This window comes from Candidatus Accumulibacter sp. ACC005 (assembly GCF_907163215.1).
Taxonomy (GTDB): Bacteria; Pseudomonadota; Gammaproteobacteria; order Burkholderiales; family Rhodocyclaceae; genus Accumulibacter; species Accumulibacter regalis.
Genome location: NZ_CAJQUB010000006.1, coordinates 383,020 through 395,390, shown reverse-complemented (window position 1 = coordinate 395,390; position 12,371 = coordinate 383,020). Strand labels below are relative to the sequence as shown.

Below are 12,371 nucleotides of genomic sequence, written 5' to 3'. Positions count from 1 at the left end.
GACTGCCGCGTCGCTGCGCTCCTCGCAGTGACGGGTTACGACCCCGGCCATGGCTGAAACGCCATCGCCCTCGCCGACACATTGAAGGCATCCGCAAACACGCTCCGGCTTCGCCGCCTCTCTGTTTTATGAAGGGGAAGATGGCTTCGACCGTGCGCAGCGAGCTTTCGGCGGAGATCTGTCAGCCGCAAGCAGACATCACCCTGTTTTATTTTTCCCCTACATCCTAAAATAACGGCAACGCTTATTTCAGGTTCGCGCACATGCACCGACCACCGCCCGGCCAGTACGTCACCGTCTCGACGGCCGAAGGGCCCTACCAGGCCTTCGTCCCGGCGCCGCTGCCGCCGCAGCCGCCGCTGGCGTGGACGCCGGCGCTGCGGCGGCGCTTCGACGACGCGCTGGTCGCGCTCGGGCGGCTGGACGCGGTCAGCGCGCTGCTGCCGAACGCCGCGCTGCTCGTCTACGGCTTCGTTCGCAAGGAGGCGGTTCTGTCGTCGCAGATCGAGGGCTCGCAGTCGTCGCTGGCCGACCTGTTGCTTTTCGAGATCGACGAGCAGCCCGGCGTGCCGCTCGACGACGCACGTGAGGTCAGCCGCTACGTCGCCGCGCTGGAGCGCGGGCTGGCGCTGCTGCGTGGCGGGCTGCCGCTGTGCGGTCGGCTGCTCAGCGAAGTGCATGCGGTGCTGCTCGACCATCCGCGCGGGCGTGGCAAGGCGCCGGGCGAGTTCCGCCGTTCGGCGGTATGGATCGGCGGTACGCGGCCGGGCAACGCGGCCTTCGTTCCGCCGCCGGCAGACGCGCTCCCCGCGTGCCTCGCCGCTTTCGAGCGTTTTCTCAACGACCAGCCGGAGGCGACTCCGCGGCTGCTCAAGGTGGCGCTGGCGCACGTGCAGTTCGAGACCATCCACCCCTTCCTCGACGGCAACGGGCGCATCGGGCGGCTGCTGATCGTCCTGCAACTGGTCGCCGACGGCGTCCTGCGCGAGCCGCTGCTGTACCCCAGTCTGTTCTTCAAGACCCATCGCCCACTGTATTACGAGCTGTTGAACGCGGTTCGCCTGCACGGCGACTGGGAGCGCTGGCTCGATTTCTTCGCCGAGGGCGTGCAGGTCAGCGCGGCGCAGGCGGTGGTCACGGCGCAGGCGCTGCTTGCACTGGCGAATGACGACCGAGATCGAATCGCGGCGCTGGGACGTGCGGCGCAGTCTGCGCTGGCGGTGCATCAGGAGCTGCAGCGCCAGCCACTGACCACCGCGGCCACGCTGGCAAGGGCCGCCGGGCTGAGCGCGGCGACGGTGAACAAGTCGCTCGCTCACTTGAGCGCGCTCGGTATCGTCACCGAGCTGACCCAACGCCAGCGCGGGCGGGTGTTCAGCTATCCGCGTTATGTCGAGCTGCTGAACGCCGGGCTGCCTCCGCCGCGCGCGTAGAACGACCGTCGGCACAACGAGGTGGAGTGAGGCAAACTCCCATGCTTCTCCATGGCTGTTGGCAGGCGGCGCCGCCACGATGACGTTCGCGTTGGCGCCAAGCCCCGCGCTCGCCACCCCGTCACTGCGAGGAGCGCAGCGACGCGGCAGTCCAGCGCCACCTTCTGACTGCTTGAGAGCTTCGCCCGCAATTCACGCATCCCGGATGTGACTTCCACGGGGGAGCATCGGTTTGCGCATGGCGAGCCCCGTCTTCGCGGCCAGAACCATGAGTTTGGCGTTCTCTCTCGCGGTCGCTTGGCTATACTGTCTCGCCAATCGCCTTCCGGGACTGCCAAGATGACCGACAAGAACAGGCTTCTCCTCGCTTCCTCGTCAGAGTTGGCGGCGGACCGGCGGGAATTCGAGGTGTTCCTGCAGCAGCCGTGGCAGGCCCTGGACTGCCGCGTCGCTGCGCTCCTCGCAGTGACGGGTGGGCGTGCCGGGGAAATCCCCGCGGCGTCACTTTTCGCTGGCGGCCTATTGCTGTCCTGCCGCGGAATCGGGCAGCCGCACGGCGATCATGTGCCCGCGCGCGCAGACCTCGCCGTGGGCGCTCAACGACAGGCTAACGGTGACCTTGCGCGGCTTGACCTCGACGATTTCGCCTCGGACTTCCAGTTCGCCGTCTATCGGCGTCGGGCGGAGGTAATCGACCTTGAGTGAGGCGGTGACAAAGCGCATGGGTGGGGCGCTGCCCATTTCGCGGCCTTCTGCTTTGCACGCGGCGGCGGCGGCGGAACCTGCGCCGTGACAATCGAGCAGCGAGGCGATGAGGCCGCCATAGACGTTTCCGGGAACGCCGCCGGTGTGGTAGGGCTGGGGTGTGAAGCGTGCAACGGTCGTATCGCCGTCCCAGTAGCTCTTCAAATGGTGGCCGTGTTCGTTGTTCTTGCCGCATCCGTAACAATGCGCGAAATCATCGGGATAACAATCCTGAAAAGCCGTGCTGGGCATGTTTGCTTCCTTTCTTCCTTTGTCGCGCGGCCGGCGCGCCGGCCTCGTCGTGATTCGGACGGGTTAGTCGGCAATGATTTCGTGCGTGAGGTTGTCGACGACCAGCGGGCATTCGAGGTAGGTCAGCGACGGTTCGCTGGCGTATTTGCCGCGCACGAAGGCTTTCCATTCCTCCGTGTAGACCCGGTCGGCGTCGGCGCGTGAATTCCAGAGATAGATGCCGCCGGCCCGGTTGCCGTCTGCGGAAAGAAAGTAGTACTTGCGAATCAGGCCCGGCATGCCCTGGTATTTTGCCGCCGTGCCCTGGAAGGTGGCCTGGGCCTGCTCCCTCGACAGGGTCTGAGGGAGCTTGAATTCGACGATGACGGTGATCATGGGTTTCTCCTGGCGTGGTGAGTTTACTCCAGCGACACATCGCCCGATGAATCGGGCTCCTACAGATAATGCCTCGCCTGCCTCCGTAGGAGCCCGATTTATCGGGCGATAAAAGCTGCTCGGTCGCTCACCACGCTGATAGGCGACTAAACATTTGGCATGCCCTGGGCAGCCAGGCCGGCTCTACGACCCCTGCCTGGGTTGAAACGCCATCGACCTGGCCGAGACACTGAAGGCATCCGAGAAACACGCGCCGTCTTCCGCTCCGTGCTGCTTGAGGAAGGGGAAGATGGCTTCGACCATGCGCACCGAGCCGCAGGCGTAGATCTCGTGTTCCTTGAGCTCGGGGAAGTCCTCCAGGATGGCTTCGTGGACCAGGCCGGTGCGGCCGCTCCAGGCGGTTTCCGACTCGGGCTCCGAGAGCACCGGGATGAAGTGGAAGTTGTCGTGCTCCTGCGCCCAGCGCGTCGGCAGTTCGGGCAGGTAGAGGTCCTGCAGCGTCTTGACGCCCCAGTAGAGGTGGATCTGGCGCTTGAGGCCGCGCTGGAAGGCGTCCTCGACCATGCTCTTGACCGGCGCGAAGCCGGTGGCGCCGGCGACAAAGACGATCGGGCGCTCGGATTCGCGCAGGCTGAAGTCGCCGATCGGGCCTTCGAAGCGGACTTCGTCACCGACCTTCATCGCCTCGAAGACGTGCGTCGTGAACTTGCCGCCGGGCATCAGGCGGATTTGCAGCTCGACGAAGTCGGGTTCGTGCGGCGGATTGGCGAAGGAGAAGGCGCGCCGCTGGCCGTCGTCGAGGATGATGTTCACGTACTGGCCGGCCTTGAAGCGGATCTGCTGGCCTTCGGGCAGCTTGAGCAGGACGCGCATCACGTCGTGGGTGAGCTTTTCCATCCGGACCACACGGGCCGTATATTCCGGGATGCGGCTGGTGGCGGCGCTCGCCTGGTACTCGATGATCACGTCGTCGAGTGCGGTGGCGCAGCACGACAATACCTTGCCCTGCGCCAGCTCGGCGTCGGACAGCGCGTTCGGCTGGTAGAGGCCGGGGTCGACCTTGCCCTGCAGGACGGTGCATTTGCAGACGCCACAGCCGCCGTTGCGGCATTCGTAGGGCAGGTTGATGTCCTGGCGCAGGCCGGCGTCGAGCAGGGTTTCGCCAAAGCGCGCGCTGACCGCCTTGTCGTCGGGCTGGAAGGTGATCGAGGTCAGTGCCTTGGCCGAGCCGAGGCGTTTCGGCGGCAGCCAGGGAACGAGGAAGAGCAGGCCGGTGAGGCCGAGCACCCAGAACCAGAGATGCAGCGGGTCGGTGACGTAGACCAGCGCCAGCACCGGCAGCTCGAACCAGTCGAAGGCGATGCCGGTGGGCACCACCGACATGTCGGCTTCGCCGCCCTGGCTGAGGATCGGCTTGACCAGCGACAGGGCGAGGAACATCAGCGTCACGGCGATGGCGATCGGGCGCGGCGGATTGATGTGCGCGCGCGGGATGCGCTGCACGTGCACCCACATGATGATGGCAATGATCAGCGGGACGCCGATGTGCATGAAGGCGATGAGCGTGAACAGGCGGCTATTGACACTTTCCAGGGTCAGGAAGTTGCGGATCAGCGTGCCGTTGAACATCGGCAGGACGTCGAACCACTCGGCGGTGGCGATGACGACGAACTGCGCCAGCTTGTCCCAGACGAGCATGAAGCCGTTCACGCCGGCGACGTAGATCAGCCACAGGAGGGCGACGCCGGTGAGCCAGGAAAACGAGCGGAAGCCGCGATAGCGGTCGTAGGCGAAGTGGCGCAGCATGTGCAGCAGCATGGTCAGGATCATGCCGTCGGTGGCGTAGCGGTGCACGCTGCGCAGGATGCCGCCCAGCCACCACTGGTCGTGGGTGATGCTCTCCACCGAATCGAAGGCGTGGTGGACGCCGGTGTCGGCGAAGATGTAGAGGTAGAGACCGGAGATGAGCAGCAACCAGAATTGCCAGAAGCTGATCGTGCCGAGGTGGTAGAAGGGGTTCATCTTGTCGCCGAAGGCGACGTTGAACACGTTCTCGATACGCATGAACAGCCAGCGGATGACCTGTTGAATGATTTTGACCATTTGTATGTCAGCTCAGAAGATTGATGAGGCGTATGTGTCGCGTTGGCCAGCCGTGCGGCGCCGGTGTCGGCGCGGCCTGCGCGGCTGGGCAGCGGCGGCGATCACTTGAAGAACAGCCCGCCCTGGTCGGGATTGAAGTCGATGACCATCACCTGGCGCGGCGCGAGGGTGATCGGCTCGTCCTTGACGTAGTCGAATCCGGGCTTGACGAGGTTGTCGTCCATGCGCACCGTCAATTGGTGGCTGCCGGCCTTGACCTCGAAGCGCTTGTAGACCGTCGACACGCCGTCCTTGTACAGGCCGGTCGGGTGCAGCACGGTGCGAAAAACGTCCTTGCCATCGAGGTCGACTTCGAGCTGGATGTCCGAGCGCTCACGCGGACAGTCCATCGGCGCGCGCATGTTCGGCGGCATCTTTGCCAGCTCTTCGGGTGTCCGTTTGCGGCATTCGCGGGCGCCGAGGTGGCTGATCGAAAGCTTGATCAAGGCGACGTCGTCGGGAATCTGGTGGTAGGTCGGCGAGGTGGCAAAGTAGCCGATGAAGGCGGCAAAGGCGCCGTAGAGAATCACCTGGCCGACGATGGCGGCGGGTTTAAGCATGATGTGAAGCTCTCCGCAAATAGGATGGAAGTCGATCGTTCGCAACCCCGAGGGTTTCGATCCGGGCTCGGAATTCGGCCAGCGCAGCGGCCAGTGTGCTGCTGTCGCTCGCCGAGCCGAGCCACAGTTGCAGTCGCGAGCCCGGCACGCTGTGGCGCAGATGCGGTTCGCGCTCGCCGAGCAGGCGCTCGCCGGTCCACCTCTCGCCGAGGCGGAAATCGCAGCCGCCGCTGCGGCAGGCGGTCACCAAGACCCCGTCGGCGCCGCCACGCAGCGCATATTCCACGAAAGCCGGCGGCAGCATGCCGGTGCATATCAGGTCGATGACCGCGGTGTCTGCTCCGCCCAGGGGGGTAGCCCGGGCGCCGCGTGCGCAGGAGAAGACGACGATGCGCGTGCGCCCGGCGAGTTGTGCCAGTGCCTGTTCGAGTTGCTGGCGCAGGGCGTTGACCGGCAGTTGCGGCATGTCGATGCCGGTGATCAGCGTCTCGCGGCGGCGGAAGGGGGTCGACGACGGGCACGAGCCGGCACAGATGCCGCAGCTGGCGCAGAGGTCGGCGTCGACGACGGCGAGCTGGTAGCCGGGTCGGTCCGGGTGCGGCGCCATCGAGATCGCCGCGTAGGGGCAGTCGACGTGGCAGCGGTCGCAGCCGGTGCAGTTGGCCGGGTCGACGACGGCGACCGGCTGCGCCTTGGCGTGCGGCAGCAGCGGCAAGGCAAAGAGGAGCGCGGTCAGCGCGAAAAGCAGGGTCCACACGAGGGCTGGCGAGGTCAGGTCGGTGAGCGGGTGGATGAAGAGGATGAACCAGTCGAAAGCGAGTTTGCCGGGAACGATGGCCAGATCGGCCGGCGGGTTGCTGAGCGCGGGCCGGAACAGCGCGAGCAGCGTCAAGGCCGCTGCCGTGGCCAGCATGACGCGTCGGGTCGGCAGGTAATCGAGGTGGGCGACGCGATGAACGTGCGCCCACAGGCCGAGGATCAGGAGCAGCGGTACACCGAGATGGATGAAGATCAGGACGGTGAAGAAGCGGTCGTTGATCGCGCCCGGGGAAATGAAATTGCGCGCCGACGGTTCGCTGAAGATCGGCAGCCAGTCGAGCAGTTCGGTGGTCGCGGTGGCCGACACCTGTGCGAGCTGGTCCCAGACGATCCAGTAGCCGCCGATTCCGGCGATATACGCCAGCCAGATCAGCGGGATGCCGGTCATCCACGAATAGAGGCGGAAGCCGTAATAGCGGCCATACGACCACTCGCGAACGAGGTGCAGCATCATCACCAGCATGAAACCGTCGGAAGCATAGCGATGCAGGCTGCGCAGGACGCCGCCGAGGTACCACTGCTCGTGCGAGAGGTAGCCGATCGAGTTGTAGACGGCGTCGATGCCGGTGTCGAGGACGGTGTACAGGTACAGACCGCTGCCGACGACGATCCAGAGCAGATAGAGGCCCATCGCGCCAAGGTGACGCAGGGGGTTGTCCTGGCCGCCGAAGGGCGCATCGAAAGCTTCTTCCACGCGCAGGAAAATGCTCTTCGTGCCGTTGCGTAGTGCTGCGTGGAAGCTCACGTGGCTGGGGCCTCTGAAGCTTGGTTGAGAATAATTATTAGCCGCTGATTATATAGATTGCGGGCAGGAGGCGACTTGACACGAGTCAAATCGAAAACAAGCCCGCACAACGCCAACCGGGCAGGAGCGCGTCGCTTGCCGTCGGTGTCTGCCGGCCGGGAAGGCTGCCGGCGCGGCCGTTGGCGGCTTAGACGCCCGCGGCGAAACCCAGTTGCCGCCAGGCCTCGAAGACCATCACCGCGACCGCGTTGGAGAGGTTGAGGCTGCGTTGCCCGTCGAGCATCGGCAGGCGCAGGCGCTGCCCGTCGGCAAACTCGGCCATCACCTCGGCCGGCAGGCCGCTGGTTTCCTGGCCGAAGACGAAGACGTCGTCGGCGGCAAACACCGGGTCGTCGAAGCGCCGTGCGCCGCGGGTGGTGATCGCGAAGCGCCGCCGCCCGGCCAGCGCCTGCTTGCAGGCTTCCCAGTCGGGGTGGCGGAAAACGCGCGCGAACTCGTGATAATCGAGGCCGGCGCGTTTCAGCGAGCGGTCTTCCCAGCGGAAGCCGAGCGGTTCGACGAGGTGCAGTTCGCAACCGGTGTTGGCGCACAGACGGATGACGTTGCCGGTATTCGGCGGGATTTCGGGCCGGAAGAGGACGACGGCGGTCACGGCGTCTTGGGCGCGTCGCGCCGCCGGTTTCTCCAGAAGTTGATCGACAGGTAGATCATGAAGCCGGTGAAGGTGAGGAAGCCGGCGAACATGAAGTACAGCGAGTAGTCGGTGCGATAGCGCCCGGTCTGCGGGTCGTAGACCGAGCAGATGATGCGCACCCGTTCCATGATCTCGCGCAGGGTCCCCATCTCGGGCGGGATGGCCGAACCGGTGATCAGCAGCTTGAGCGGTTCGGCGAGGTCTTCCGCGGTGAATTTCTCGCCATAGACCTGGCGGACGATCGTGCCTTGGGCGTTGACCATGGTCACCTGGTTGAGGTGGTCGAAGCCGGCCGCGGTGGCGACGAAGCGGAAGCCGAAATGAGCCGTCAGTGGGTCGACGATCGCGGCAGCCGGGCTGAGAAAATTCCAGTTCGGCAGGTCGATGCCGTACTGCCGGGAAAAGTCCTTCAACGCCGCCGGTGAGTCGAAGGGCTGGTTGAAGCCGATGCTGATGACGTTGAAGCGGTCGGCACCCATGACGCTGACCGTGTTCTCGAGCGCTTTCTGCAGGTTGCGGGTGGTCGTCGGGCAGACCTGGAAACAGGCGGTGTAGATGAAGTTGACCAGCAGCGGCTTGCCCAGATAACGCGACAACTCGACGGGTTTTCCGTCACGATCGAGAAGAACGAAGTCGCCCAGCGGTCGGCCGATGGCGGCTTGCGAGAAGGCGAAGGCGGCTTTCTCGTCGAGCGCGGTCAGCGTCAGGTCGCCGCGCAACACGCCCTGTGGGCGAGCGGTGAGCTTGGGCTTGTCGGCATCCGTTTCGGCGGCCATGAGCGAGGCGGCTGCAAGGTAGAGAAGCGCCGCAAGGAGGGCGTGAAAACAACGAGCAATCATCGGAGCATGCCAGCGGTGGATCGGAACGCCAGGGCGTCCGAGCGTCAGGACGCGAATTGACTGTCCACGATGGCGGCCAGCAGCACCAGTGTCAACTGGATCAGGGAGGCATGGAAACAGACCATCGCCGTTTTGCGCTGGGTGTCGCGGGTCAGCAGCCACGCTTTGTGGATGAACAGGAAGCCACCGGTGGCAGCGCCGACGAAGTAAACGACGCCGAGGCCGAAAGCCAGCGGTACGAAGGACGCGGCAACCAGTGCCAGGGTGCTGTAGAAGATCGTCTGCGCGGCCCGCCGGTCACCGACGACCACCGGCAGCATCGGTACGCCGGCGGCGGCGTAGTCGTCGCGGAAGGCGATGGCCAGGCTCCAGAAGTGCGGCGGTGTCCACAGGAAGAGGACCAGCGCCAGCGCCAGCGGCACGGCGCCGAGGTGGGGGTCGGCGGCGGTTGCGCCAGCAAGGACCGCCCAGCTGCCGGCGAGGCCGCCGAAGACGATGTTCAGCCAGGTGCGGCGCTTGAGCCAGACGGTATAGACGATGGCGTAGAAGAACGCGCCGAGGAAGACGAAGAGCGCCGACCAGGCATTGAGCGCGATCCAGGCGGCGCCGACCGAGAGGACCATCAGCGCGCCGATCAGCAGCAGCCAGAGCGGCCCGTGGCGCAGCTCGCCGGTGACGAAGGGACGCTTGCTGGTGCGCGCCATGAGGTGGTCGCTATCGTGTTCGTAATACTGGTTGAAGGCGCCGGCGCTGGCCGATGAAACGAGTACCGAAAGGGTCAGTACCAGCAGTTGCAGCGGGCTCAGGCTGGGCCCGGCGCCGACCGCCAGGCCGGCCAGGGCGGTAAAGGTGATGACCACGCCGATACGCAATTTGAAGACGCCCAGAATGGCACGGAAGGGAAAGCCGGAAGTGCTGTTCGGTGGGAGCGTGGATTGCATGAGTCTCGGTGGCGCGGCGAAGGGAAGAGGTCGGGAGTTAGCGTGGAAATCGCCCCGCGGGGGCGGGCGTCGGACCTGCTTGAATCGGGCCTGGAGCCATTCCCCAGGCCCGATTGAGGCAGGCCCCCACGCCCAGGGGCGTGGGGGAGCGCTCGATCAGCTGAGCAGCCAGACTTCGGACAGGTACTTCCAGTTGACGAAGTAGTAGAGCACGAAGGACACGAAGAGCAGCAAGGCCAGGACGACGGTACCGGGGACCGGGACGTGGTCGCTGCCGTGCGCGACGGCCGAGGCCGCTTGCGTGTTACTCGGGATCGGGGTCGGCTTGTCGGAGACATTGCCGCCGTCGAGTTTCTTGCCGAAGAGCAGCGAGCCGACGATGAGCAGGATCCACAGGCCACCACCGATGACGGCGATGACCCCGAAGATGCCGGTCAGGCCCATCATCAGGTAGGCAGCACCCGGCCATTCATACTGGAACGGTGCGCCCGAGAAGGCCATGTCCCAGTGCCGGCGGGAAACGCCCAGCGTACCGGCGCCCATCATCACCAGGCCGAGAACGCCCATGCTGATGCCGTACAGGTAGGGCTGGATCTGGCACAGCTTGGGCAGGATCAGTTCGCGCCGGAAGAGCACCGGGACGAGCAGGAAGGTGATCGACATGAAGGCCAGGGTCGTGCCGCTGACCACCGTGGTATGGAAGTGGCCGGGGACGTAGAAGGTGTTGTGCATCAGCATGTTGATCTGCTCGGTGCCGAGGACGACACCGGAGATGCCGCCGAGGAAGCCGAAGCTGACCAGCGAGATGAACATGCCCGAGAACACCGGGTTACCCCACGGCGCCTTGCGCAGCCATTCGAACATGCCGTTGGTGAAACCTCTGCGCCGTTGCGCCGCTTCGATTGCGCCCGGGACCGTGAAGCCGTGGATCATCGACGCCATCACCGCGAAGTACATGAAGTACGAGGTGTTCAGCACTTTCCACTCGGCACTCATGCCCGGGTCGGACAGCAGGTGGTGCGCACTGGCCAGTTGCAGGAAGAGGATGTAGAGCAGGAAGGCAAAGCGCGAGACTTTCTCGGACAGCGGCTTGGCGTTGAAGAGCACGGCGGCGGTCAGGTACCAGACCGAGACGTGCGCGGCAACGTTGATCTGCTGCGACGAGTGCCCCAGGCCCCACCAGACCATGCGGTACAGCTGGGCGTCGATTTCCTTGATCCAGCCCATCGACCAGAAGAAGGTCGGGATCAGGATGCCGGCGCCGGAAAGGATGGTGAAGGTGGCGATGATCGCGGCGGTCAGCGCGCCGAAGGTCACCAGCGGCAGCGAGCCCTCATAGGTCTTGTCCTTCTTGGCGACGACCAGCGTGCCGAAGAAGACGCAGGTCCCGAGCAGCGCGCCAACCGCCACCAGGATGATGCCCAGGTAGAAGTGCGGCTGCGCCTGCATCGGCACGTAGGAGGTGAACATGACGCTCGATTCACCCTGGAAGATGGCGACGTTGGTGATGATGCCGCCGACGACCATCAGCCAGAAGCCGAGCCAGGCGATCTTCGGTGTCGCTATTCGGCACCTCAGCAGCACCGATGAGGCGAAGTAGAGAACGGCCATTTCGAAGAACAGGATCCACAGGATCAGCATGTCGATGCCGTGGGCGGTGAGAATCAGGTAGAACTGGTCGGCTGGCAGCAGCTTGATCGCCGGCCAGCGGGTAAGGATCACCAGCAGGGCGGTGATGCCGCCGACGAGCAGCCAGAGGACGCCGGCGACGGCGTTCCAGCGCATCAGTTTCTCGGCCTGGTCCTCAAACTGCATTCCCGATATTGGACAGGTGCGGTACGTGGTTGCCATCTATTTACTCCCCCTTATTTCACGTAGATACGGCCGAGCATCCAGGAATGGCCGATGCCGCAGAATTCGTTGCAGACGATGGCATAGGTGCCCTTCTTGGTGGGTGTCATCTTCACCACGTGCTCGTAACCGGGGATTACCTGGATGTTGATATTGACCGGTTGCAGCGAGAAGCCGTGGTTGTAGTCCATCGACGAGAGGTGAATCTTGTAGGTTTGACCTTCCTCGAGTTCGAGGATCGGGTACCAGGCCCAGAGGCGGGCGATCAGGTAGCCGTCGCCACCCGGTGGCACCCTGACCACCGGGATGTCCTGGTCGGTCTCGGTGCGGATGGTGTTCTCGGCGATGAACTTCTCGGCCTTGGCGGCGAACAGTTCGGGGGTGGTCTTGTAGGCCTCGTTGGACAGGTTCTGCTTACCGTATATGTGCCAGTAGATCATCATGCCGAACATGATCATCCCCCACACGAAGGCGATCGCTATCCACGCCCATTCGACCTTGTCGATGGGTTGCTTCCACCAGAGCCGATCTGACGGCGGCAGAATTGCACTCATATTTGTTTCTCCCTGAGGTGACTGGCTGGCTTATTTGGCGACCGGCGTGTTCATGATGTCGATGATGCCCCACAGGATGTAGAGCAGCCCCGGTGACGCCACACCGAGAAACAGGAGCAGGAAGTGGTTGTCGAGCAGCTTCTGCATGAACGGGATGTCGTCGTCTTTGTCGTCGACCATGGGTGAATCCTCCATCGCTGATTGGCGCTTGTGGCGCTTGGTAAGTTGCCGATAACGTAAAAATTTCTTGAGCTTTCCGGGCACAATTGGGCGAAGAATACCTGCACTTGCCCCGCCTTTGATTTGATTCACGTCAAGAACCCGGAAAGACGCCGACTGGCGGCAAAGCCAGCAATCATCAGCCCTGCAGGCATGGCGCTGCGACCGTCGGTCGCAGCGCCGGGAGCACTCAAGAGGGCCGG

Annotated in this window: 12 protein-coding genes; 1 reads left to right on the top strand and 11 read right to left on the bottom strand. The window is 64.4% G+C overall.

Features of this window, described 5'->3' with window-relative positions; genetic code table 11:
- The first annotated feature begins 263 nt into the window (after positions 1-263).
- A complete protein-coding gene (locus QZ613_RS08885; RefSeq protein ID WP_291982049.1) occupies positions 264-1,433 on the top strand; it encodes a Fic family protein in 1,170 nt (389 codons plus the stop codon).
- Between the two features lie 519 nt (positions 1,434-1,952).
- On the opposite strand, the gene QZ613_RS08880 is transcribed toward QZ613_RS08885, so the two are convergent.
- The 11 genes from QZ613_RS08880 to QZ613_RS08830 form a co-directional block, all read right to left on the bottom strand.
- Complete coding sequence (locus QZ613_RS08880) at positions 1,953-2,429, bottom strand: PaaI family thioesterase (RefSeq protein ID WP_043564513.1); 477 nt, start codon at positions 2,427-2,429, stop codon at positions 1,953-1,955.
- Between the two features lie 63 nt (positions 2,430-2,492).
- Entirely contained in the window at positions 2,493-2,804 is a 312-nt protein-coding gene (locus QZ613_RS08875) for a YdhR family protein (RefSeq protein WP_043564514.1), read from the bottom strand.
- Positions 2,805-2,987: 183 nt separating this feature from the next.
- Positions 2,988-4,907 (bottom strand): FAD-binding oxidoreductase, encoded by a 1,920-nt coding sequence (locus QZ613_RS08870; RefSeq protein ID WP_043564516.1) that lies wholly within the window; start codon positions 4,905-4,907, stop codon positions 2,988-2,990.
- 101 nt (positions 4,908-5,008) lie between these two features.
- Positions 5,009-5,506: a hypothetical protein gene (locus QZ613_RS08865; RefSeq protein WP_043564518.1), complete on the bottom strand. Its 498-nt coding sequence runs from the start codon at positions 5,504-5,506 to the stop codon at positions 5,009-5,011.
- Positions 5,499-7,070 (bottom strand): hydrogenase iron-sulfur subunit, encoded by a 1,572-nt coding sequence (locus tag QZ613_RS08860; RefSeq protein ID WP_291864088.1) that lies wholly within the window; start codon positions 7,068-7,070, stop codon positions 5,499-5,501. Before QZ613_RS08860 ends, QZ613_RS08865 begins: the two co-directional genes overlap by 8 nt.
- Positions 7,071-7,257: 187 nt before the next feature.
- The gene (locus QZ613_RS08855) at positions 7,258-7,722 is read right to left on the bottom strand and encodes a tRNA (cytidine(34)-2'-O)-methyltransferase (RefSeq protein ID WP_043564519.1); all 465 of its coding nucleotides are present in this window, start codon (positions 7,720-7,722) and stop codon (positions 7,258-7,260) included.
- A complete protein-coding gene (locus tag QZ613_RS08850; protein ID WP_291864090.1) occupies positions 7,719-8,603 on the bottom strand; it encodes an SCO family protein in 885 nt (294 codons plus the stop codon). Before QZ613_RS08850 ends, QZ613_RS08855 begins: the two co-directional genes overlap by 4 nt.
- 44 nt (positions 8,604-8,647) lie before the next feature.
- Positions 8,648-9,544 (bottom strand): heme o synthase, encoded by an 897-nt coding sequence (gene cyoE / locus QZ613_RS08845; RefSeq protein ID WP_043564521.1) that lies wholly within the window; start codon positions 9,542-9,544, stop codon positions 8,648-8,650.
- A gap of 156 nt (positions 9,545-9,700) precedes the next feature.
- Positions 9,701-11,395, bottom strand: coding sequence for a cbb3-type cytochrome c oxidase subunit I (locus QZ613_RS08840; RefSeq protein ID WP_291903503.1), 1,695 nt, complete (start codon positions 11,393-11,395; stop codon positions 9,701-9,703).
- Positions 11,396-11,409: 14 nt separating this feature from the next.
- Positions 11,410-11,949 carry a cytochrome c oxidase subunit II gene (locus QZ613_RS08835; protein ID WP_043564523.1) on the bottom strand — a complete coding sequence of 180 codons (540 nt, stop codon included), beginning with the start codon at positions 11,947-11,949 and terminating at the stop codon, positions 11,410-11,412.
- A gap of 30 nt (positions 11,950-11,979) precedes the next feature.
- On the bottom strand, positions 11,980-12,129 hold the full coding sequence (locus tag QZ613_RS08830) for a hypothetical protein (RefSeq protein ID WP_291864094.1): 150 nt from the start codon (positions 12,127-12,129) through the stop codon (positions 11,980-11,982).
- Positions 12,130-12,371 lie beyond the last annotated feature (242 nt).